Origin of the sequence: Frigoribacterium sp. PvP121 (genome assembly GCF_017833115.1) — a bacterium.
In the GTDB taxonomy this organism is placed as follows: Bacteria; Actinomycetota; Actinomycetes; order Actinomycetales; family Microbacteriaceae; genus Frigoribacterium; species Frigoribacterium endophyticum.
Genome location: NZ_JAFIBR010000001.1, coordinates 604,590 through 626,261 on the forward strand (window position 1 = coordinate 604,590; position 21,672 = coordinate 626,261).

General features: G+C 74.9%; 20 protein-coding genes. 5 read left to right on the plus strand and 15 right to left on the minus strand.

Annotated elements, in window-relative coordinates; translation table 11 throughout:
• Positions 1-47: 47 nt before the first annotated feature.
• The 10 genes from JOE43_RS02885 to JOE43_RS02930 form a co-directional block, all read right to left on the minus strand.
• Positions 48-851: a uroporphyrinogen-III synthase gene (locus JOE43_RS02885; RefSeq protein WP_056058011.1), complete on the minus strand. Its 804-nt coding sequence runs from the start codon at positions 849-851 to the stop codon at positions 48-50.
• Positions 848-1,831, minus strand: a complete 984-nt coding sequence (gene hemC / locus JOE43_RS02890) for a hydroxymethylbilane synthase (RefSeq protein ID WP_209514529.1) — start codon at positions 1,829-1,831, stop codon at positions 848-850. The genes JOE43_RS02885 and hemC overlap by 4 nt, the downstream gene beginning before the upstream one ends.
• Before the next feature lie 4 nt (positions 1,832-1,835).
• Positions 1,836-3,059: a ferrochelatase gene (locus JOE43_RS02895; RefSeq protein ID WP_307803209.1), complete on the minus strand. Its 1,224-nt coding sequence runs from the start codon at positions 3,057-3,059 to the stop codon at positions 1,836-1,838.
• Positions 3,056-3,862, minus strand: a complete 807-nt coding sequence (gene hemQ / locus JOE43_RS02900) for a hydrogen peroxide-dependent heme synthase (protein WP_374072649.1) — start codon at positions 3,860-3,862, stop codon at positions 3,056-3,058. The genes JOE43_RS02895 and hemQ overlap by 4 nt, the downstream gene beginning before the upstream one ends.
• A 133-nt stretch (positions 3,863-3,995) precedes the next feature.
• Positions 3,996-4,259, minus strand: a complete 264-nt coding sequence (locus JOE43_RS02905; RefSeq protein WP_209514533.1) for a DUF3618 domain-containing protein — start codon at positions 4,257-4,259, stop codon at positions 3,996-3,998.
• Positions 4,260-4,340: 81 nt separating this feature from the next.
• Entirely contained in the window at positions 4,341-4,796 is a 456-nt protein-coding gene (locus JOE43_RS02910; protein ID WP_307803210.1) for a phage holin family protein, read from the minus strand.
• The gene (locus JOE43_RS02915; protein ID WP_056058020.1) at positions 4,793-5,044 is read right to left on the minus strand and encodes a hypothetical protein; all 252 of its coding nucleotides are present in this window, start codon (positions 5,042-5,044) and stop codon (positions 4,793-4,795) included. The genes JOE43_RS02910 and JOE43_RS02915 overlap by 4 nt, the downstream gene beginning before the upstream one ends.
• Before the next feature lie 158 nt (positions 5,045-5,202).
• On the minus strand, positions 5,203-6,588 hold the full coding sequence (locus JOE43_RS02920; protein ID WP_307803211.1) for an FAD-dependent oxidoreductase: 1,386 nt from the start codon (positions 6,586-6,588) through the stop codon (positions 5,203-5,205).
• A gap of 14 nt (positions 6,589-6,602) precedes the next feature.
• Positions 6,603-7,667, minus strand: coding sequence for a uroporphyrinogen decarboxylase (gene hemE / locus JOE43_RS02925; protein WP_209514535.1), 1,065 nt, complete (start codon positions 7,665-7,667; stop codon positions 6,603-6,605).
• Positions 7,668-7,814: 147 nt separating this feature from the next.
• The gene (locus JOE43_RS02930; protein WP_185230666.1) at positions 7,815-8,828 is read right to left on the minus strand and encodes an NADP-dependent oxidoreductase; all 1,014 of its coding nucleotides are present in this window, start codon (positions 8,826-8,828) and stop codon (positions 7,815-7,817) included.
• A gap of 120 nt (positions 8,829-8,948) precedes the next feature.
• Here JOE43_RS02930 and JOE43_RS02935 point away from each other — a divergent pair, with 120 nt between their 5' ends.
• Positions 8,949-10,232: a glutamyl-tRNA reductase gene (locus JOE43_RS02935; protein ID WP_209514536.1), complete on the plus strand. Its 1,284-nt coding sequence runs from the start codon at positions 8,949-8,951 to the stop codon at positions 10,230-10,232.
• A gap of 260 nt (positions 10,233-10,492) precedes the next feature.
• Positions 10,493-10,900 (plus strand): NUDIX domain-containing protein, encoded by a 408-nt coding sequence (locus JOE43_RS02940; protein ID WP_209514538.1) that lies wholly within the window; start codon positions 10,493-10,495, stop codon positions 10,898-10,900.
• Between the two features lie 106 nt (positions 10,901-11,006).
• Here JOE43_RS02940 and JOE43_RS02945 read toward each other — a convergent pair whose 3' ends face one another.
• On the minus strand, positions 11,007-11,930 hold the full coding sequence (locus JOE43_RS02945; RefSeq protein ID WP_209514543.1) for a serine hydrolase: 924 nt from the start codon (positions 11,928-11,930) through the stop codon (positions 11,007-11,009).
• An 11-nt stretch (positions 11,931-11,941) separates the two neighbouring features.
• The gene (locus JOE43_RS02950) at positions 11,942-13,906 is read right to left on the minus strand and encodes a M13 family metallopeptidase (protein WP_209514545.1); all 1,965 of its coding nucleotides are present in this window, start codon (positions 13,904-13,906) and stop codon (positions 11,942-11,944) included.
• Positions 13,907-14,043: 137 nt separating this feature from the next.
• On the opposite strand from JOE43_RS02950, the gene JOE43_RS02955 reads away from it, so the two are divergent.
• Positions 14,044-15,309: a uracil-xanthine permease family protein gene (locus JOE43_RS02955; RefSeq protein WP_056058038.1), complete on the plus strand. Its 1,266-nt coding sequence runs from the start codon at positions 14,044-14,046 to the stop codon at positions 15,307-15,309.
• Positions 15,306-16,637 (plus strand): MATE family efflux transporter, encoded by a 1,332-nt coding sequence (locus tag JOE43_RS02960; RefSeq protein WP_374073169.1) that lies wholly within the window; start codon positions 15,306-15,308, stop codon positions 16,635-16,637. Before JOE43_RS02955 ends, JOE43_RS02960 begins: the two co-directional genes overlap by 4 nt.
• A gap of 318 nt (positions 16,638-16,955) precedes the next feature.
• Here JOE43_RS02960 and JOE43_RS02965 read toward each other — a convergent pair whose 3' ends face one another.
• From JOE43_RS02965 to JOE43_RS02975, 3 genes are all read right to left on the minus strand, one after another.
• Positions 16,956-17,573, minus strand: coding sequence for a hypothetical protein (locus tag JOE43_RS02965; protein ID WP_209514547.1), 618 nt, complete (start codon positions 17,571-17,573; stop codon positions 16,956-16,958).
• 218 nt (positions 17,574-17,791) lie between these two features.
• Entirely contained in the window at positions 17,792-18,859 is a 1,068-nt protein-coding gene (locus tag JOE43_RS02970; RefSeq protein ID WP_209514549.1) for a LacI family DNA-binding transcriptional regulator, read from the minus strand.
• A gap of 138 nt (positions 18,860-18,997) precedes the next feature.
• The gene (locus JOE43_RS02975) at positions 18,998-20,056 is read right to left on the minus strand and encodes a dipeptidase (RefSeq protein WP_245187101.1); all 1,059 of its coding nucleotides are present in this window, start codon (positions 20,054-20,056) and stop codon (positions 18,998-19,000) included.
• Between the two features lie 268 nt (positions 20,057-20,324).
• Between JOE43_RS02975 and JOE43_RS02980 the strand changes: the two genes are divergently transcribed.
• Positions 20,325-21,569: an MFS transporter gene (locus JOE43_RS02980; protein ID WP_209514552.1), complete on the plus strand. Its 1,245-nt coding sequence runs from the start codon at positions 20,325-20,327 to the stop codon at positions 21,567-21,569.
• Positions 21,570-21,672 lie beyond the last annotated feature (103 nt).

The window sequence follows — 21,672 nt, forward strand, 5'->3', positions numbered from 1 at the left end:
GGACGGAGGGGCGGGAGGCGCGGGGCACGTCGTGCGCGCCCCGCGCCTCAGAGCGCCTCGTCGAGGCGCGGGGCCTCGGGCGGGGCGTCGGCCGCGAGCGCGCTCGCGTGGTCGACGACGGCCTCGACGAGCGAGGCGGCGGAGCGGGTCTCGGCGATCAGGTGCACGGGCAGCCCCGCGGCACGGGCGTCGAAGGCGGTGCGGGGGCCGATGCACGCGACGAGCGTCGACTCGGGCAGGGGCGCGAGCTGGGCCGCGATCTGCCGGGCGACGCTGCCGGAGGTGACGAGCACCACCGAGATCGAGCCGGAGGCGACGTCGGCGGCGACCTCGTCGCTGACCGGCACGCCCACGGTGCGGTAGGCCGCGACGAACTCGGCGTCGAAGCCGCGGGCGGAGAGGCCGGCGACGAGGGTCGGCTCGGCGATGTCGGACTGCGGCACGAGCACGCGGCCCGTGACGTCGGAGCCCGGCCACTCCTTGACGAGGCCACGGGCGGAGTTGTCGCCCTCGGGCACGAAGTCGACGCGGTACCCCGACAGGGTCAGGGCCGCCGCGGTCGTCTCGCCGACGGCGGCGATGCGCGTCTCGGCCGGCGGGCGGATGCCGTGGCCGACGAGCACGTCGACGGTGGTGGCGCTGGTGACGACGAGCCACTCGTAGACACCGGCCTGCAGCCGGGCGAGGGCCGCGGCGAGCAGCTCGGGGGTCTCGGCCGGGGCGAAGTTGATCAGCGGCGCGATGACCGGCGAGGCGCCGAACGACCGCAGCGACGCCGAGACGCCGTCGCCCCACTTGCCGCCGCGCGGCACGAGCACGCGGGCGCCCTTGAGCGGCTTGCCGGCCGTCACGAGGCGCTCCCGACCGGGTCGCCGCCGCCGGGGCCCTCGCCAAGCGGGGCGAGGTCGGCGGCGCCGAGCTCGAGCAGCTCGGTGACGACGCGACCGGCGACCTCGTGCACGTCGACGAGCTGGTCGGCGAGCGAGCCGCCCTCGAGCGAGACGGCGTGTGAGGCGCTGACGTGGGCGCCGCCGTCGGGCTGGTACACCGTGGCGCTGAGCAGCAGGAGGCCGGCGTCGACGACCGCGGTGGCTCCGATGGGCGCCGAGCAGCCGGCCTCGAGGGCGGCGAGCACCTGGCGCTCGGCCGTGACGACGAGGCGCGTCTCGCGGTGGTCGACGGCCCGGAGCGCGCGGGCGAGGTCCTGGTCGGGGTCGCCCTCGCGCACCTCGACGGCGAGCGCGCCCTGGCCGGGGGCGCTCGGCCACGGGCCGAGGCCGAGGTAGTCGGTCACCTGGCCGAGGCGGCCGAGACGGCCGAGGCCGGCGGCGGAGAGCACGACGGCGTCGAGGTCGTCGGTGACCCGGCGGAGGCGCGTGTCGACGTTGCCGCGGATGGGCACGACCTCGAGGTCGGGCCGTGCCGACAGCAGCTGCGCGACCCGGCGGGGCGAGCCCGTGCCGACCCGGGCGCCCTGCGGCAGGGTCTCTAGGGTCAGGCCGTCGCGGGCGCAGAGCGCGTCGCGGGCGTCGGCGCGACCCGGGATCGCCCCGATCACGAGGCCCGGGTGGGAGGCGGTGGGCAGGTCCTTGAGGGAGTGCACCAGCACGTCGCACTCGTCGGCGAGCAGCGCGGCGCGCAGGGCACTGGCGAAGACGCCGGTGCCGCCGAGCGACAGCGACTCGCCCGTCGCCTGCGTGCGGTCGCCCTCGGTGTGCACGCGCACGAGCTCGACGTCGTGGCCGGTGGCCTCCGCGAGCCGCTCGGCGATCGTCGTCGACTGCGCGACGGCGAGGGCGCTGGCCCGCGTTCCTACTCGGAGGGTCGTCACGTCGCTACGGCACCAATCCCGAGACGGCGGGCTTGAAGCCGAGGCGCACGTTCTCGCAGCAGCCCGGGCGGCAGACGTCGTACCAGGGGCCGATGTCGGTGAGGTGCGGGCGGTCCTCCGCCGGGACGCCCTCGACGCGCTCGAGCACGAGGTCGACGAGGCCGGTGACGTAGTTCGGGTCGATGCCGGGGGTGGGAGTGCGCGTGGCCCAGAAGCCGTTCTTCTCGCTCGTCTCCAGCGCCTCCTCGTCGAGGTCCCACATGACCTCCATGTGGTCGCTCACGAAGCCGAGCGGCACGATGACGACGGCCCGCGTCGGGCCGCCGGCGAGGTCGTCGATCGCGTCGTTGATGTCGGGCTCCAGCCACGGCATCGACGGCGGGCCGCTGCGCGACTGGTAGACGAGCTGCCAGGGGACGGTCGTGCCTCCCTCGGCGGGGGCCTCGAGGCCCAGGCCGGCCTCGGCGGCGGCCATGACGACCTCGGCCACGGCCTTGTGCTGGGCGGCGTAGGCGCCCTCCTCGTCGAAGCCGCGCGCCTGCGGGCCGCTCTTCGCGGCGTCGGTCGACGGGATGGAGTGCGTGGCGAACAGCACCTGCACCTCGGTCGCGAGGTCGAGGCCCTCGTTCTCGGCCCGGGCCTTCTCGAGGCCCTCGCGCACGCCGTCGATGAAGGGCTGGACGAAGCCGGGGTGGTCGAAGAACTGACGCACCTTGTCGATCATGACCTTGCCCTCGAGGCCGGTCGCCTCGAGCGCCATCGCGAAGTCCTCGCGGTACTGGCGGCACGAGCTGTACGACGAGTAGGCGCTGGTGGCGACGGCGATCAGCTTCGTGAAGCCGCGCTCGTCGGCCTCGCGCACGGCGTCGGCCATGTAGGGATCCCAGTTGCGGTTGCCCCAGATCACGGGCAGGTCGACGCCGCGGCGGGCCAGCTCGCCCTCGAGCGCGACCTTCAGCTCGCGGTTGTGCTGGTTGATCGGGCTCACGCCGCCGAAGTGGCGGTAGTGGGTCGCGACCTCCTCGAGGCGCTCCTCGGGGATGCCCCGGCCGCGCGTGACGTTGCGGAGGAAGGGGATGACGTCGTCCTGGCCTTCGGGCCCGCCGAAGCCGGCGAGGAGGATGGCGTCGTAGGCGGTGGGCTCGCTCACGTGCTCGGGGCCCTGGGCGGCCGCGGGGGTGGCGGCGCGCACGAGCTGGCCGTTGGTGATGCCGGTGGTGTCAGTCACGACAGGACCTCGATGATCTCGGTGGTGGTGAGGCGGCGGCCCGTGTAGAACGGCACCTCTTCGCGGACGTGGCGGCGGGCCTCGGTGTAGCGGAGGTCGCGCATGAGGTCGACGAGCTGCACGAGCTCGGGCGCCTCGAGCGCGAGGATCCACTCGTAGTCGCCGAGCGAGAAGCTCGCCACGGTGTTGGTGAGGACGGCGCGGTGGGCGGCGCCCTGCTTGCCGTGGTCGGCGAGCATCTGGCGACGCTCCTCCTCCGGCAGCAGGTACCACTCGTAGCTGCGCACGAACGGGTAGACGGTGAGCCAGGCCTCGGGCTCCGCGCCCCGCATGAAGGCGGGGCTGTGGCTGCGCGAGAACTCCGCCTGGCGGTGCATGCCCATGGCGTTCCAGGTCGGCAGCAGGCCGCCCAGCACGTCGGTGCGGAGGAGGCGGCGGTACGCCGACTGGATCGCCTCGGGGACCTCGCCGTGCAGCCAGATCATCAGGTCGGCGTCGGCGCGGAGCGCGCTGACGTCGTAGAAGCCGCGCACGACGACGCCCTCGCCGGCGAGCTCGGCCACGAGCTCGTCGAGCTGCGGGACGTCGTCGAGGTCGGGGGCGTAGGGGTTCTGCGGGTCGCGACGCAGCACGGCCCAGAGCGTGTAGCCGAGGGTGTCGGCGGGCTGGTCGCCGGGGGTGCCCTCGGGCGACGAGGCCGGGCCGGAGTCGGCGGTGCGGGGGTGGGTCGGCTCGCCCGTGAGGGCGGCGGGGGAATCAGACGTCGGCAGCTCGGGGACTGGCGCGTCGGCGCTGGGACTCATGCTCATCATTCTCCTCCCGCCACGGCTGGGAACCCAACCAGGTAGCAGCACGTCGAGGCATCTGCGGCGACGCCCCCGGCCCGGGGGCGGAGGGCGTCGCGGCCGGCGCTGCCGGCGGGGAGGGCGGAGGGGCTCAGCGGCGCTTCACCGCGGCGACGACGACGCCCGCGAGGGCCAGGGCGGCGGCGCCGGCCCCGGCGAGCCACGGCGTGCGGTCGCGCTCGTACGACGCCTTGGCACGGTGACCGGCGGCCCCGAGCTGCTTCGGCACGTTGAGCTTGTCCTCCAGCTCGTTGAGCGTCGCGGCGAGCTCGGCGCGGGTGCGGTCGACGCGGGCCTGGATGTCGTCCGCGTCGGTGCGGTCGGCCTTGCTGCTGTCGTTCTTGCTGTCGCTCACGAGGACTCCGTTCGGTGCGGGCGGTGCGGGGGTGCGGTGCAGGTGCTGGTGCTGGTGCGGTGCGGGCGGGGCCCGGCCGGGTCAGCGGTCGGTGAGGTCGGCGCGCGGGATGGAGCCCACGCCCTTGATCGCCTTGAGGTCGCGCTTGAGGCTCGCGATCGTCTTCTCGGGCACCGCCGGCAGGCCCTTCTTGATGCTCTTGTAGCCGAGGAAGGCCAGGAGCGCGGCGACGAGCAGCAGCACGAACGCGACGATGAGCGCCGAGAGCCAGCCCGGCAGCCAGATGGCGATGAGCAGCACGATGCCGGTCAGCAGCACGCCGAGCATGGCGAACACGAAGACGAGGGCGCCGACGAGGAAGCCGGCACCGATGCCGAAGGCCTTCAGCGTGCCGATGACCTCGTACTTGAGGAGGGCGAGCTCGCCCTTGACGAGGTCGGTGACCAGCGTCGGGACGTCCTGCACGAGGGCGAAGAACGACCGCTTGGACGCCTTGCCCCCGTGCCGCACCCCGTCGCTCCGGGCGGAGTCGGTCACTTCTTCTTCTTCCCGCCGCCGAAGGCGCGCGTGACGAGGAACTTGACCCCCTCGACGACCGCGTCGACGGCGTCGGCGGCCTTCGCGCCCGCGAAGTCCTCCGCCTTGACGACCTGGCGCTGCACGGCGCGGCTGTGCCACACCTTCGACGTCTTGTCGGCGATCTGGTCGTAGCGGTCGTGCCCGGCGCGCGCGCCCAGCACGAACCCGAGTGCTGCTCCGGCGACGAAGATCAGTTTGCCTCGCATGTCGCTCCATTCGATGTCGTCCGCGCGCGGACGAGTGCCCGGCGCGTGGGTCCAATGTAGCCCGGGGCCGCACGGAGATGCCCGGACGGGCATGCCGACCCGCCGGGCGGGGACAGCGCGTCCGCGGTGGAGGGAGCGCCCGGCCGCGCTCCCGGTCGTCAGGCCTCGAGCAGCTCGGCGGCGGCGCGACGCGACCGGGCGATCACGGCGGCGAGCCCTCGACCGGCCACGGCACCGCCGACGCGCACGACGCCGTCGAGGGGAGAGGGGGAGGCGGGGGGCGCCTCCTGGGGGAGGGGAGCGTCCCAGACGACCCGGGCGGTGCCCTCGACCGAGCGCTCGTCGAGGTCGACGCCGAGCAGCGCCGACGCGTCGGCCAGCACCGTGCGGCGCAGCTCGTCGTCGGGGGTGCCCGCGTCGACCACGGGCGAGTCGTAGCTGAGCCGGAGGACGTGGCGGCCCTCCGCGGCCTCGGCGAGCCAGGGCCACTTGACGGTGCCGTGGGTGAGCGCCTTCGCGCGCACCCCGACGGCGCCCGGCGCGACGAGCACGCCGGTGCCCCGCGGCCCGACGTCGAGCCGGCCGTCGCGCAGCACGATCGTGGCGAGGGTGATCAGGCCGGGCTCGGGGGCGCGGCGGCCGGCGAGCGCCCGGGCGGCGCCGTCGCCGACGGCGAGCAGCACGTGGGGGGCGTCGAGGCGCTCGCCCGTGGCCAGGGTCACCGAGCGGGAGTCGACCGCGGCGACGGGGGCGTCGAGGCGGACGTCGACGCCGAGGCGGTCGAGGTCGGCGACGAGGGCGTCGACGAGGCGGGCCATGCCGCCCCGGAGGCCGGCCACGGCCGAGCCCGCCGGCGCGAGGGCCCGGACGCTGCGGACGGCGGCGGCCAGCGAGCCCTCGTCGCGCAGCGCGCGGCGCAGGGCCGGCGCGACCCGGTCGACCGGCAGCGCGTCGGGGTGGACGGAGTGGACGCCGCCGACGATCGGCGCGACGAGCCGGTCGAGCACCGCGCTGCCCATCCGGGCGCGCACGAAGGGCCCGACCATCACCTCGTCGGCCCCGACCTCGCCGGGGGCGGAGTCGAGCCGGGCGGCCTCCGCCGCGGCCTCCTCGCCGATGACGGCCACGACGTCGGCCGCGCCGAGGTCGCCGGGCACGCCGAGCAGACCGGTGCGCGGCAGCGGGAACGCCTCGCCCGCGCCGTGCTGCACCCAGGCGCCGCGGGGGTCGGGCAGCACGACGTCGTCGCCGAGGCCGAGCTCGTCGAGGAACGCCGCGACCGTGCCGCCCTTGGTCGCGAAGCTCTCCGCGCCGGCGTCGAGGTCGATGCCCGCGACCGTGTGGCGCGCGACCTCGCCGCCGAGGCGGGGGCCGCCCTCGACCAGCACGACCCGTCGGCCCGCGAGCGCGAGGTCACGGGCGGCGACCAGGCCGGCCACTCCCCCGCCGACCACGACGACGTCGACCACGGCCGGTGCCTCCGAGGAGGCGCGGGTCGCGGCCCCGGAGCCGCCGGCCCCGGGTGCGCTGGTCGCGTCGGTCACGGTCTCGCGCCTCCTCAGAGGGTGTGGGCCAGCTCGACGATGCGCGTCAGCACGTCGGGGTCGGTGTCGGGGTTCACCCCGTGGCCGAGGTTGAGCACGTGGGCGGGGGCGGCGCGGCCGCGGCGGACGACGTCGCGGACGTGGGCCTCGAGCACCGGCCAGGGGGCCTGCAGCATCGCGGGGTCGATGTTGCCCTGCACGGGCACGTCGCCGCCGAGGCGCCGCGACGCCTCGTCGAGCGGGATCCGCCAGTCGACGCCGACGGCCCCGACGCCGATGCCGTGCATCGCGCTGAGCACCTCGCCGCTGCCGACGCCGAAGTGGATGGTCGGCACGTCGAGGTCGGCGACGTGCGAGAGGGCCCGGGCCGAGAAGGGGGCCACGCGCTGCTCGTAGTCCGCGAGCGAGAGGCTGCCCACCCACGAGTCGAAGAGCTGGGCGGCGCTGGCGCCGGCGAGCACCTGGGCGCGGAGGAAGGCCCCCGTGACGTCCGCCGCCCAGGTGAGCAGCGCCTCCCACGTCTCCGGGTCGCTGTGCATGAGGGTGCGGGCGCGGATGTGGTCCTTCGAGGGGCCGCCCTCGACGAGGTAGGCCGCGAGCGTGAAGGGCGCCCCGGCGAAACCGATCAGGGGGGTGTCACCCAGCTCGGCGACGGTGCGGGCGACGCCCTCGGCGATCGACGACAGGGCGTCGGGCTCGAGGGGGCGGAGGGCCGCGACGTCGGCCGGGGTGCGGATCGGCGACTCGAGCACCGGGCCGCGGCCGGGCACGATGTCGACCGCGACGCCCGCGAGCTTGATCGGCACGACGATGTCGCTGAAGAAGATGCCGGCGTCGACGCCGTGGCGGCGGACGGGCTGGAGCGTGATCTCGCTCGACAGCGCCGGGTCGAGGCAGGCGTCGAGCATCGCCGTGCCGACGCGCAGCTCGCGGTACTCGGGCAGCGACCGGCCGGCCTGGCGCATGAACCAGACGGGGAGGCGGTCGGGGCGGTCGCCGCGGAGGGCGCGCACCAGCGGCGAGCCGCTCGTGAGGCCGGAGCTGAGGGGGTGCTGGTCGGGCAGGGTCACGTGCTCCATCCTCCCACCCGGGCGCTGGGCGGCCGGCGGGGGCCGCTCGACGTCGAGGCGCCGCCGACGGACCCGACGCCGACGAGGTGACCCGATCGGGGCCCCGGCGAGCGCCGAGGCCCCGGATCGCGTCACCTCGACGGCCGGAGGCGCGGGTCAGCCGACGCGGACCACCATCTTGCCGACGTTCTCGCCCCGCATCAGTCCGGTGAACGCGTCGAACGCGGAGTCGATGCCGTCGACGACGGTCTCGTCGTGGACGACCTCCCCGTCGGCCAGCCACGGGCCCATCTCGGCCTGGAAGGCGGGGGCGACGTGGCGGTAGTTGCCCAGCGTGAAGCCCTGCATCGTGAGCCCGCGCGTGACCATGTTGGTCATGTTCGTGATGCCGACGGGGGCGCCGGTCGCGTTGTAGTTCGCGATCGAGCCGCAGAGCGCTGCCCGGCCGCCGTCCTTGAAGGCGCCCAGCGCGGCCGACAGGTGGTCGCCTCCCACGTTGTCGAAGTAGACGTCGATGCCCTCGGGCGCGGCCTCGGCCAGCAGCTCGGCGACGTCGCCCGTCTTGTAGTTGAAGGCCGCGTCGAAGCCGTACTTCGAGGTGAGCAGCGCCACCTTCTCGTCGCTGCCCGCGCTGCCGACGACGCGCGAGGCGCCCTTGAGCCGGGCGATCTGGCCCACCATCGTGCCGACGGCGCCGGCCGCGCCGGAGACGAACACGACGTCGCCCTCGCGGATGTGGGCGATCTCGGTGAGGCCGACGTAGGCGGTCAGGCCGGTGAGCCCGAGCACGCCGAGGTACGCCGAGAGCGAGACGCCCTCGGTCGGCTGCACGGCGCGGAAGCCCGCGGCCGGGCCCTGGGCGACGTCGCGCCAGCCGAGGTCGTGCAGCACGACGGTGCCGACGGGGAGGTCGTCGCTGCGCGACTCGACGACCTCGCCGACGGCGCCGCCGGTCATGGTCTCGTCGAGCGCGAAGGGCGGCACGTACGACTTCACGTCGTTCATGCGGCCGCGCATGTAGGGGTCGACCGAGAGGAAGGCGTTCTGCACGCGGACCTCGCCGTCGGCGAGCTCGGGCAGCTCGACCTCGACGCGGCGGACGTCGTCGGCGGTGGGCTCCCCGACCGGGCGGGCGGCGAGCTGCCACTGGGTGCTGGTGGTGGTGGTCATGGTCCTCCTCGTGGTGCACTGTGTTGCATTCGGCAACGATCATGGCCCCCGAACCCGAGCATCTTCTCGACGTCGAGTCAACGCCCAGCCGAAACAGCCGATCAGAGTTAGGATCGCTCAGTGCTCATCTGCCTCACGGCGTCCCACCAGAACGCCAGTTTCGACTTCCTCGAGAAGCTGAGCATCGGCGCACCCTCGGCGGCGAGCACCCTGGTCGACGGCAGCGACTTCGTCAGCGGGGCCGTCGTGCTCGCGACGTGCAACCGCTTCGAGGCCTACCTCGACGTCGACGAGCCCCTCACCGCCGCCAGCGCCGTGGCCGTCGAGGCCACGATCAGCACGATGAGCGAGGCCAGCGGCGTCGACCCCGACGAGATGCGCGACACCGTGCGCGTCATCACCGGCGACGAGGTCGTCGAGCACCTCTTCGCCGTCTCGAGCGGCCTCGAGTCGGTCGTCATCGGCGAGGACGAGATCTCCGGCCAGGTGCGCCGCGCGCTCGAGCGCGCCCGTGAGGTCGGCACGACGTCGTCCGACCTCGAGCGCCTCTTCCAGAAGGCCTCGCACACGTCGCGCGGCGTCAAGAACCGCACGAACGTCGGAGGCGCGGGTCGCTCGCTCGTGCGCCTCGCCCTCGAGCTGGCCTCCTCCCGCGTCACGGACTGGGCCCACGCCCGCGTGCTCATCGTGGGCACCGGCCAGTACGCCGCCACCACCGTCACCGCGCTCCGCGACCGCGGCGCCGACGACCTCGCCGTGTTCTCGTCGTCGGGCCGCGCCTCCTGGTTCGGGCTCAAGCACGACCTCCGCCCCTTCGACGACCTGGCCGAGGCCATCGCCTGGAGCGACGTGCTCGTCACCTGCACGACCACGACGACCCCGGTCGTCGTGCCCGAGGTCGTCGACGCCTCACGGCGCCTCGTCATCGACCTCGGCCTGCCGCGCAACGTCGACCCGCTGGTCGCCACGCTGCCGGGGGTCGAGCTGCTCGACCTCGAGACCATCAGCCTGCACGCCCCGCTGACCCAGCTCACCGCCGCCGACGACGCCCGCGCCATGGTCTCCGACGCCGCCGCCGAGTTCCAGGCCGTCGCCGCCGAGCAGTCGCTGACCCCGGCCGTCGTGGCGCTGCGCAAGCACGTCTTCGACCTGCTCGACTCCGAGATCGAGCGTGCCCGGTCGCGCGGCGACTCCTCCGACCGCACCGAGGCGGCCCTGCGCCACCTGGCCGGCGTGCTGCTGCACACCCCGTCCGTGCGGGCCCGTGAGCTCGCCCGCGAGGGCCGCGGCGAGGAATTCCGCGACGGCCTCGAGGCCCTGTTCGGCCTGACCGACACGCGGGCGGCCGCCGCGCCGCGCCCGTTGCGGTCCGTCGACGACGTGCCCCGCGCCTCCGCCGGCTGACCTGCGGGCCTCGCGCCGCACCTCCGTCCGCTGCCCTGCGGCGGGTTCCCGTCCCTGCGGGCGGGCTCGTGTCTGTGACGGCACCGCTGTGGCGGGTTCCCGTCCCTGCGGGCGGGCCAGCGCCGACCCGCCCGGGCGGACGGCGACCCGCCGCACCGGTCCTCGCACGCCGCTCGTGGACCCCGCCCCGCCGCACCCCGCCGCGCCTCCCCGCCCCGCCGCGCCGGGCCCCGCCCCGCAGCGCGAGATGATGGGGCACCATGGAGCCCCTCGTCGTCAGCGCGCTGGTGCTGGTCCGTGACCGCCGCCTCCTCATGGTCACCGCCCGGGGGCGCGACGTGCTCTACCTGCCCGGCGGCAAGCGGGAGGCGGGCGAGACCGGCGAGGACGCCCTCGCCCGCGAGACCCGCGAGGAGGTCGGCCTCGAGCTCGACCCCGCGAGCGTGCGCGAGCTGACGACGGTCAGCACCCAGGCGCACGGCGAGCCCGACGGGCGCCTCGTGCACATGACTCTCTTCACGGCCGAGCCGCTGGCGAGCAGCCCGCCCGCGACTCCCTCGGCCGAGGTGGGCTCGATGCACTGGGTCACGACGGCCGACGCCGACCGCTGCCCGCCCGCCGGAGTCGAGACGCTGCGCGTGGTCGCCGGGCTCGGGCTCATCGACTGACGGTCGTCGGTCGAGCGGTCACGAACTGCTGCTCGTCGGCGCGGGGCGAGCAGATCGTGACCACCCGGAGGCGAGCGCGGGTTCCAGGCGGGCGCGCGCGGCGGGCTCAGTGCACGTGCTCCAGCAGGTCGGTGCCGAGGGCGCGCAGTGCGTCCACCACGCGGAGGCGGCGAGCCAGCGTCAGGTCGTCGAACGCCACGGTCACGGCGTACGCCACCCCGCGGGCCGGGCCGCGCAGCACCCCGAGCTCGGAGCGCGTCCCCGGTGAGACCCCCACCGTGTTGACGAGCTGCAGACCGTGGTCGAGGCGGCGGTGCGACACCGGGTCGAGGCCGAACGACCCGGCCACGAGCGAGAGGTCGACGCCGAGCGACAGCCAGCCGAGCACGCGGCTGGAGACCGCCTCGTCGACGACCTCGCCGTGCGTCAGTCGGGTCATCAGCCCGACGAGCTCGACCGCCGTGCCGACGGCGAGGGCCGGGGCGTCGTCGGGGCCGCGCTCGGCGCGCACCTCGTCGAGCAGGGCCGTGCGCACCAGCCCGAGGCCGTCGGCGCGGGCGCGGACGGCGTCGAGGCCGACCCTCCCCACGAGGGCGTTCACGGCCGCGGGGTCGCGCAGCGCGCCGACCAACGCCGCCGCGTCGGTCACGGCCAGGGCCCGCCGCTGGAGGTACGACCAGACCCCGCCGCCGCCGAGCGCGGCCCGGTCGCCGGGGCCCGCCAGGCGCTCGAGCTCGTCGAGGGCGCCGAGACGGCCCGACTCGATCTGCGCGCTGACCTCGACGAGCAGCAGCAGTGCGCCGACCTGGGCGACCGGCAGGGCCACCGTCTCGTCGATGCTCAGCAGGTCGTCGCCGCCGTCGAGGTCGCGCACGGCCACGGAGACCGACGCGCCCTCCACGGCGAGCTCGCCGAGCGTCGTGAACGACCGGCCGAACGACTCGGGCGCACGGGAGCCTCCGTGACGCGCACCGGCGCCACGGTCGCCTCCCCGGCGGTCGCGACGACCGCCTCCTGCACCCTCGGTCACCCGCGGGGGGGCTACCAGATCGTGACGCGCTCGGCCTCGGGCAGCCAGAGGCGGTCGCCCTCGGTGACGCCGAACGCCGCGTAGAACTCGTCGATGTTGCGGACGATCTGGTTGCAGCGGAACTCGTTCGGCGAGTGCGGGTCGATCGACAGGAGGCGGATCGCCTCCTCGTCGCGGATGGCGATCTGCCAGGCCTGGGCCCAGCTGAGGAAGAAGCGCTGCGCGCCGGTCAGGCCGTCGACGACCGGCGCCTCCTGGCCGCCCAGCGAGAGCAGGTACGCGTCGTAGGCGATCGACAGGCCGCCGAGGTCGCCGATGTTCTCGCCGATGGTGAGGGCGCCGTTGACGTGGTGGCCGGGCACCTGTGCGGGCTCGAGCGCGTCGTACTGCGCGATCAGCGACGAGGTGAGGGCCTCGAAGGCCTCGCGGTCGGCGGCCGTCCACCAGTCGGTCAGGCGGCCGTCGCCGTCGTACTTCGAGCCCTGGTCGTCGAAGCCGTGGCCGATCTCGTGGCCGATCACCGCACCGATCGCACCGTAGTTCGCGGCGGCGTCGCGGGTCTCGTCGAAGAACGGGAACTGCAGGATCGCGGCCGGGAAGACGATCTCGTTGAAGCCGGGGTTGTAGTACGCGTTGATCGTCTGGGGCGTCATGAACCACTCGTCGCGGTCGATCGGCGAGCCGATCTTGGCCAGCTCGCGGTCGAACCCGACGACGGCCTGCGAGCGCACGTTGCCGATCAGGTCGCTCGCGTCGACCTCGAGGGCCGAGTAGTCGCGCCACTTCACCGGGTAGCCGATCTTCGGGGTGAACTTGTCGAGCTTCTCGAGCGCGCGCTGTCGGGTCTCGTCGGTCATCCACGAGAGCTGCGTGATGCTCTGGCGGTAGGCCTCGACGAGGTTCGCGACCAGGTCGTCCATCGCGGTCTTCGCCGCCGGCGCGAAGTGCCGCTCGACGTAGATGCGGCCGACGGCCTCGCCCATCGCACCCTCGACGAACGAGACGCCGCGCTTCCAGCGCGCCCGCTGGACGGGGGTGCCGGTCAGCGTGCGGCCGTAGAAGTCGAAGTTCGCCTCGACGAAGTCGGACGAGAGGTACGCGGCGAACGAGCGGACGACCTGCCAGCTCAGCCAGTCGCGCCACTCGGGCAGCCGCTCGTCGACGAGCAGGCTGGCGAGGCCGGAGACGAACGAGGGCTCGCGCACGACGACCTCGTCGAAGGTGCCGGCCGGCGCCTGCACCGCGTCGCGCCAGACCGCCAGGTCGACCCCCGCCGCCGAGGCCGCGAGCTCCGACCACGGCTGCAGGTTGTAGGTGGCGTCGCTGTCGCGGGTCGCGACGTTGCTCCAGTGGTGCGTGGCCAGCTCGGTCTCGAGCGCCACGACGCGGGCGGCACGGCCGGCGGCGTCGTCGAGCCCGGCCAGGCCGAGCATGGTCTCGACGAAGGCGACGTACGCCGTGCGGACGGACTCGAACTTCTCCTCCCGGTAGTACGACTCGTCGGGCAGGCCGAGGCCGCCCTGCTCCAGGAAGACGACGTAGCGCTCGGGGTCGCCCGGGTCGTTGTCGACGAAGAGCTGCACGAAGCTCGCGACGCCCTGCTTCTCGAAGCTGCCGACCAGGCGCAGCAGGTCGGGCACGTCGCCGACCTGCTCGACCTGCTCGAGCAGCGGGCGGAGCGGGGCCGCGCCCAGCGCCTCCACCCGGCCCTCGTCGAGGAAGCTCGTGAACAGGTCGCCGACCTTGCGGGCCTCGGTGCCCGGCTCGGCCTCCTGCGACTCGTGGATGATGTCGCGGACGGCCGCCTCGGCCTCCTCGGCCAGGACGAGGAAGGAGCCGTAGCGCGCCTTGTCGTCGGGGATCTCGGTGCGGGCGATCCAGCGGCCGTTCACGTGGCGGAACAGGTCGTCCTGCGGGCGCACCGCGGGGTCGAGGTCGTCGGTGGTGATGCCGGAGGTCAGCGCGTCGCTCGTCATGCCCGTCAGCCTAGGTGAGGCCCCCGACGGCCGTCCGGGGAGGGCCCGGGAGACGCCGCACGGCCCGAACGACCGGCTCTGCGGCCGCCGTCCCCAGGAAACACGGAGGAAACCGCTTCCTCGCTACAGTTCTCGGCATGGCACTCCCCTGGGCACTGCACGGCGACGGCAAGACCGTCGACTCGACCGAGATCGTCGCCCCGGAGGAACGCCTCACCTGGCCCCGCACCGTCGGCCTCGGTGGCCAGCACGTCGTCGCGATGTTCGGCGCGACCTTCCTCGTGCCGATCATCACGGGCTTCCCGCCGAGCACGACCCTGCTCTTCTCCGGCATCGGCACGCTGCTCTTCCTCCTCATCACGAAGAACCGGCTGCCCAGCTACCTCGGCTCGTCGTTCGCCTTCCTCGCGCCGATCGCCGCCGCGACCGACGTGGGCGGCATCCCCCTCGCGCTGAGCGGCATCATCGTCGTCGGGGCGCTGCTCGCCCTGGTGGGCGTGCTCGTGCACCTCGCCGGCACGCGGTGGATCGACGCCCTCCTGCCGCCGGTCGTCAGCGGCTCGATCGTCGCCCTGATCGGCTTCAACCTCGCCCCGGCCGCCCGCGACAACTTCGCCCTCTCGCCGGGCATCGCGCTGATCACGCTCGCCGCGGTCGTGCTCAGCGCCGTCCTGTTCAAGGGCCTCCTCGGGCGCCTCTCGATCTTCGTCGGGGTGGTCGTCGGCTACGTCGCCGCGGTGATCGCGGGCGCCGTCGACTACAGCGCCGTCGCGGCCGCGCCGTGGGTGGGCCTGCCGACGTTCACCGCCCCCGCCTTCGACCTCGGGCAGCTGCCGATCTACCTCGGCTTCCTGCCCGTCGTGCTCGCGCTCATCGCCGAGAACGTGGGGCACGTCAAGGGCGTCGGCCAGCTGACGAAGCGCGACCTCGACCCGCTGACCGGTCGCGCGCTCTTCGCCGACGGCCTCAGCACCGTGATCGCGGGCCTCGGCGGCGGCTCGGCCACGACGACCTACGGCGAGAACATCGGCGTGATGAGCGCGACCCGCGTCTTCTCCACCGCGGCCTACTGGGTCGCCGGCGTCGTGGCGATCCTGCTCGGCCTCTCGCCCAAGATCGGCGCCGTCATCTTCACCATCCCGCCGGGGGTGCTGGGCGGCGTGACCACCGCTCTCTACGGCCTCATCGGGGTCATCGGCATCCGCATCTGGGTCGAGAACAAGGTGGACTTCAGCCGCCCGAAGAACCAGCTCACCGCCGGCGTCGCGCTCATCATGGGCATCGCCGACTTCACCCTGGTGCTCGGCGGTGCCAGCTTCGGCGGCATCATCCTGGGCACGGTCGCGGCGATCGTCGTGTTCCACGTGATGAGCGTGCTGGGTCGGCTCCGGGGCACCGACTGAGCGTGCGCCTCCGCTCGCCCCTCGACCGCGAGATCGTCCGCCTGGCCGTGCCGGCGCTGGGGGCCCTCGTCGCCGAGCCGCTCTTCCTGCTCACCGACACCGCCCTCGTCGGCCACCTCGGCTCGGTGCCGCTGGCCGGCCTCGGCGTGGCCAGCGTCGTCCTGCAGACGGCCCTCGGGCTGCTGATCTTCCTGGCCTACGCGACCACCCCGACGGTGGCGCGACGGCTGGGAGCCGGCGACCAGCGCGGGGCGATCCGCGCGGGCGTCGACGGCATGTGGTTCGCGCTGCTGGTCGGCGTGGTCGTCGCGGGCGTCGGCGCGGTGACGGCCGAGCCGCTCGTGGGCCTCTTCGGCGTGGCCGACGACGTCGCGGCGGCCGCCACGACCTACCTCTCGGTCTCGCTGCTCGGGCTGCCCGGCATGCTGCTCGTGATCGCCGCGACCGGACTGCTCCGCGGGCTGCAGGACACCCGTACCCCGCTCGTCGTCGCCACCGTCGGCTTCGCGGCGAACGCCGGGCTCAACGCGCTCTTCCTCTACGGCCTCGGCTGGGGCATCGCCGGCTCGGCGGCCGGCACCGTCGTCGCGCAGTGGGGCATGGCGGCGGTCTACGTCGTCATCGCCGTGCGGGCGGCCCGAGCCGTCGGCGCCGACCTCCGCCCGGGGCTCGCCGGGGTCGGACGCACCGCCCAGGCGGGGGGCTGGCTGCTCGTGCGGAACGCGGGGCTCCGGGCCGCGCTCATCGCGACCGTCGCGGCCGCCGCCTCCTCGGGGGTGACCGGCCTGGCCACGATCCAGGTCGCGCTCACGCTCTTCAGCACCCTCGCGTTCGCCCTCGACGCCCTCGCGATCGCCGGCCAGGCGATGATCGGGCACGCCCTCGGCCGGGGCGACCGCGAGCGCGTGCGGGCGGTCACGCGGCGGCTGATGCTCTTCGGCGTCGGTGGAGGGGTGCTGCTCGGCGGCGTGCTGGCCCTGCTCGCGCCGGTGCTCGCGCCGGTCTTCAGCCCCGACCCGGGCGTGCAGGCGGTGTTGCCGTCGGTGGTGGTGGCGATGGCTGTCGGCGTCCCGCTCGCGGGCTTCGTGTTCGTGCTCGACGGGGTGCTGCTCGGCGCGGGCGACGCCCGCTACCTCGCGATCGCGTCGGTCGTCAGCCTCGCGGCCTACCTCGCGGTGCTGCTCCCGGTGGAGTCGCGGGTCGGGTCGACGACGTCGGGCGCGGTCGCGCTCTGGCTCGCGTTCGGCCTCGGGTACATCGGGGCCCGGGCGGTCACGCTCGGGCTGCGCGCGCGCAGCGACCGGTGGATGGTCGTCGGGGCGCGCTGAGCGTCGCGGGGCGTCGGCTGCCTCGCTCGGGGTGCGCGCGCTGAGTCTCGCCGGCCGTCGGCAACGTCGCTCAGGGGGCAAATGCCGACCAGATCGGCCCCGAGCGCGCTCTGGCGACCGGATATCCAGTCGTTCTGGGCTCCGTGGTCGGCAATTGCAGCCAGAGGTCGCGAGGGGAGGCGCGGGTGACGGGAGCAGAGGAGGGGCGGGGTGCGGGGTGCGGGGGCAGCGGAGCGGCGGGAGGCGGGAGGCGGGAGGCGGGAGGCGGGGGCAGCGGAGCAGCGGGAGGCGCGGTGGGGCGTCAGCCCGGCGGCGGCGTCAGCGCTGCGGCGAGCGGGCGTCGCCGGGGAACGACGCGGCCCAGACCTGCGGCAGCCGCGTGCGGAGGTGGTCGGCGAGCAGGTCGTGGTTCAGCTCGAGCCCGTCCGAGATGAAGAGCTTGCTGCCGTCGGCCGCCCTGGCGACGACGCCGCCGTACTGGCTCGCGTACGGGGTCAGCCGCGCGACGTCGGAGAGCAGCACCAGGCGCTCTGCCCGGAATCCGCGGCGGGCGAGGAGGCGGTCCTCCCAGACCTGGAGCCGGGTGCGCCCGAGGGCGCTGGCCATCATCACGAGCCAGACGCCGAAGGCGAGGATGAGCACCGCGGCGATCCAGAACCCGAACGGCAGGGCCTCGTCAGGGTCGGTGAACCCGACGACGGCCCCGATGAAGGTCATGAACGCGCCCACGATCGCCATGACGTAGCCGATCACCCGCAGCAGCACGCGCTGCCAACGACGGGTGCGCACCTCGAACAGCACCCCGGTGACGGCGTCGGGCATCGGGAACGTCTTGCCCCGCGCCGCGTCGCCGCGACGGACCAGGGCGGCGACGACGATCGGCACGACGATGCCGATCACGAGGGCGACGGAGACAGACAGGACTGTGATGTGCACACGGCGACGCTAGGTGCCGAAGGCGCGGGTCGGCCCACGCGGGCCCCGCGAGTCGCGAGAACGGCTCACTCCTGCGGCGGCGTCCCCGCGGGCTCGCCGCACCGAGGTGCCTCGTCGTGGGCCCTCCCGGGCACCGACGGCCCAGGACGAGGCATCTCGTCGGCCCGCGGGCATCTCGCCGGCCCGCAGCCGACGCCGACGGCACCGGCCGTCGCGGGTCAGCGCGCCGGGGGCGCCGTCGTCGAGCCCGCGCGGAACACGCTGGTGAAGGTCGTGCCCACCGCGGGCTCCCCCGCGAGCAGCGCGAGCACGGCCCGCCCCGCGGCACGGCCCTTCTCGACCGCGGGCTGCACGACCGTGGTGAGGTCGGCGGCGCGCGGGTCGTCGAGCCGCACCCCGTCGTAGCCGACGACGCTGAGGTCGCGCGGCACCGAGAGCCCCAGCTCGGCCGCCGCGGCGATGACGCCCGAGGCCAGCAGGTCGCTCTGCGCGATGATCGCGGTCGGCCGCTCGCGCTCGGGCACGTCGAGCAGCTGCAGCCCGGCCCGGTGCCCCTCGCTCGTCCAGCTGCCGTAGGTGACGAGGCCGCCGACGCCCGGGTAGACGCGGCGGGTGCCGCGCAGCCGCTCGAGCGTGGGCCACGAGGTGCCGAGGGCGACGCGCTCGTCGGTGAGGGGCCCGACCCAGCGCGTGGGGCCCAGCTCGAGGGCCACGACGGCGACGCGACGGTGGCCGAGGTCGTGCAGGTGGCGGGCGAGCAGCTCGGAGGCCCCGACGTTGTCCTCGCCGATGTCGAGCACGCCCTCCATCGGCTTCGCCTCGATCGAGACGAGCGGGATGCCGCGGCGCCGCACGGCCTCGACCGACTCGTCGAGCCGCGTGCTGCAGCCGAAGAGCACGGCCGCGTCGAGGGGCGCGTCGAGCAGGCGCGAGTGCTCGCCCTCGTTCTCGGTCAGCAGCAGCAGCGAGTTGTCGGCGGGGCCGGTCACGTCGGCGATGCCGTCGAGCATCGCGACGTTGATCGGGTCGCGGAAGGCGTTGCTCAGGGTGTCCTCGAGCACGGCTCCGACGATGCCCGAGCGGCCGCGGCGCAGCGAGCGCGCCCGGGGGTCGGGCCCGCCGTAGCCGAGCTCGGCGGCGGCCGCGAGCACGCGCGTGCGGGTCTCGTCGCTGACGGGGCCGGCTCCGCTGAACGCCAGGGAGGCGGTGCTCGCGCTGACCCCGGCCGCCCGCGCGACCGCGGCGAGGGTCGGCCTCGCGGCGACGTCGCCCTCTGCCCGGCTCATGGTGCCGCAGCCTAGCTGACCGGCCCGGACGCCCCCGCAGGGCCGGTCCACGCCGCCGCAGCACCGGTCCGTGCCGCCGCGCCCTCCGGGGCAGCCGCCGCGCCCCCGGGGCAGCCGCCGCGGGCACGCGGGCGCCGCTCAGTTCGCGGCGAACCGCTCGTCGGTCGCGGCGAGCACGCGCAGGACGTTGCCGCCGGCCAGGGCGCGCAGGTCTGCGGGGCCCCACCCGCGACTCCTCAGCTCGTCGGCCAGCACCGGGTAGCGCGACACGTCGCGGAGGTCGTCGGGCAGCGTCGGCGTGCCGTCGTAGTCGCCGCCGAGGCCGACGTGGGCCGCCCCCGCGAGGTCACGGGCGTGCTCGACGTGGTCGGCGACGTCGCCCACGGTGACCGGCGGCGCGGCCTCGCCCGGCTCGCCCTCGGCCCGGGCGACGTCGGCGGCGAGCCAGTCGGCGTAGCGCCGCGAGACGAACTGGGGCACGAAGGTGACCATCACGACGCCGCCGACGTCGGGCAGTCGCCGCAGCACGTCGTCGGGCACGTTGCGCGGGTGGTCGGCCACGCCGACGGTCGACGAGTGGCTGAAGACCACCGGCGCCGTCGCGACGTCGAGCGCGTCGCGCATCGTGTCGGGGCTGACGTGCGAGAGGTCGACGAGCACGCCGAGCCGCTCCATCTCGGCGACGACCTCGCGGCCGCGGTCGGTGAGCCCGCCGTGCGGGCGGCTGCCGGTGGCCGAGTCGGCCCAGGGGGTGTCGTCGTTGTGCGTCAGCGTCATGTACCGGACGCCGAGGCGCGCGAAGCTGCGCAGCACGGCCAGGTCGTCGCCGATCGAGTGGCCGCCCTCGGCCCCGAGCAGCGACGCGACGCGACCCTGCTCCACGGCCCGGACCACGTCGGAGGCGGTGCGCGCGAGGGCGAGCGACTCCGGGTAGCGGGCGACCATCCGGTGGACGAGGTCGATCTGCTGCAGGGTCGCCCGCACCGGGTCGGGCTCGGTCGTCTCGACGAACACCGACCAGAACTGGCCGACGACGCCGCCCGCCCGGAGCTTCGGCAGGTCGGTGTGCAGCGTCAGCATCGTGTCGTCGACGCCCTCGACGCTCGAGCCGCGGGCGACACGGCACTCCCAGGGCAGGTCGTTGTGGCCGTCGATCACCGGGAAGGGCAGGTCGGCGGGCAGCGCGAGCGTCGTCATGGGCCGACCCTACCCACGAGGCGGCGCCCGGCAGCCGCCCGGCAGCCGCCCGGTCGCCGCCCAGTCGCCACCCGGTCGTCGCTCGATCGCTGCCCGGTCGCCGCCGGTCCGCCGTCCGCCCGGCCCGCCCTCGACAGCGGGCCGGGCGACCCCCTAGGCTGACGGTCGAATCGATTCGACCCGCACCGCACCAGGCCCGAGGAGGCGCGGTGCCGGCCGGTCGGAGCGCTCCCGCCCGCCGAACACCGACGCTCGAGGTGACACCGCCATGACCAGCCCCACCGCCGAGACGCGCCGCTACGACGGCGACCTCACCCGCCAGCAGGTCGTCCGGTGGCGGAACGCGCTCTTCGTGGTCTTCGGGCTCAGCGGGCTGGCCGTCGCCACGTGGCTGGGCCGCGTTCCCGCCGTCCGCGACGTGCTCGGCGCGACGACGCTCGAGATGGGCCTGCTCGTCACGGGCCTCAGCGTCGGCTCGATCGTCGGCATCACCTTCTCGAGCCACCTCATCGCCGCGCTCGGCGCCCGCCGCACGGTGCTCGCCTCGCTCGGCACGGTCGCCGTCGGCCTCACGATCGCCGGCCTCAGCACCGACCTCGGCGTCGGCTTCGTCGGCATCGTGCTCGGCCTCGCCGTCTTCGGCCTCGGCAACGGGCTCTGCGACGTCGGCATGAACGTCTCGGGCGCCGCCGCCGAGCGCGTGCTCGGCAAGACCGTGATGCCCCTCTTCCACGCCGCCTTCAGCCTGGGCACCATGGTCGGCGCGCTCCTCAGCGCGGGGGCAGAGGCGCTCGACGTGCCGGTGTCCGTGCACGTGACCGTGCTCGCGGTCGCGATCGCCGCCACGGCGCTCGTGGTCACGCGGTGGATGCAGTCCGAGGACCTCGGGCACGCGCCCGTCGAGGGCGACGCGGCCGGTGCCTCCGGCACCACCGGTGGCTGGCGCTCGCGCCTCGCGGTGTGGCGCACCCCCGGCACCGTGCTGATCGGCCTCATCGTGCTCGGCATGGCGACCGCCGAGGGCTCGGCCAACGACTGGCTCGCCCTCGCCATGGTCGACGGCCACGGGCTCGAGAACGCCGCCGGCACCGTCGTCTTCTTCGTCTTCGTCACGGCCATGACGATCACCCGCGTCGCGGGCTCGCCGCTGCTCGACCGCTTCGGCCGGGTGCCCATGCTGCGCTTCTCGGCGGTCTCGGCCGCGCTCGGCCTGCTGCTCGTGATCGTCGCGCCCGAGCCGTGGCTCGCGATCGTCGGCGTCGTGTTCTGGGGCGCCGGGTCGGCGCTCGGGTTCCCGGTCGGGCTGTCGGCCGCGGCCGACGACTCGCGGAACGCCGCGGCGCGCGTCAGCGCGGTGGCGACGATCGGCTACGTGGCGTTCCTGGCGATGCCGCCGGTGATCGGGTTCCTCGGCGAGCACGTCGGGCTGCTCAACGGGCTCTGGGTGGTGCTGGTGCTGATCGCCGTGGCCGGGCTCGCCTCGGGCGCCGCGCGGGAGCCCTCCCGCCGCTGACCCGCGCGACCCGCGCGACGCGACCCGCGCCTCCTGGGCTCTCCAGCCCGGACGAACCACGTCGTCGCAGGGACACCACGCCGCGGCGTGGTTCGCCCGCGAA

Coding starts and splice junctions, on each gene's coding strand:
- JOE43_RS02955 (WP_056058038.1), top strand. CDS start 14,044: ATGGCACTCCCCTGGGCACTGCACGGCGACGGCAAGACCGTCGACTCG.
- JOE43_RS02980 (WP_209514552.1), top strand. CDS start 20,325: ATGACCAGCCCCACCGCCGAGACGCGCCGCTACGACGGCGACCTCACC.
- JOE43_RS02940 (WP_209514538.1), top strand. CDS start 10,493: ATGGAGCCCCTCGTCGTCAGCGCGCTGGTGCTGGTCCGTGACCGCCGC.
- JOE43_RS02915 (WP_056058020.1), bottom strand. CDS start 5,044: ATGCGAGGCAAACTGATCTTCGTCGCCGGAGCAGCACTCGGGTTCGTG.
- JOE43_RS02950 (WP_209514545.1), bottom strand. CDS start 13,906: ATGACGAGCGACGCGCTGACCTCCGGCATCACCACCGACGACCTCGAC.
- hemQ (WP_374072649.1), bottom strand. CDS start 3,862: ATGAGTCCCAGCGCCGACGCGCCAGTCCCCGAGCTGCCGACGTCTGAT.
- JOE43_RS02930 (WP_185230666.1), bottom strand. CDS start 8,828: ATGACCACCACCACCAGCACCCAGTGGCAGCTCGCCGCCCGCCCGGTC.
- JOE43_RS02970 (WP_209514549.1), bottom strand. CDS start 18,859: ATGAGCCGGGCAGAGGGCGACGTCGCCGCGAGGCCGACCCTCGCCGCG.
- hemE (WP_209514535.1), bottom strand. CDS start 7,667: ATGGAGCACGTGACCCTGCCCGACCAGCACCCCCTCAGCTCCGGCCTC.
- JOE43_RS02975 (WP_245187101.1), bottom strand. CDS start 20,056: ATGACGACGCTCGCGCTGCCCGCCGACCTGCCCTTCCCGGTGATCGAC.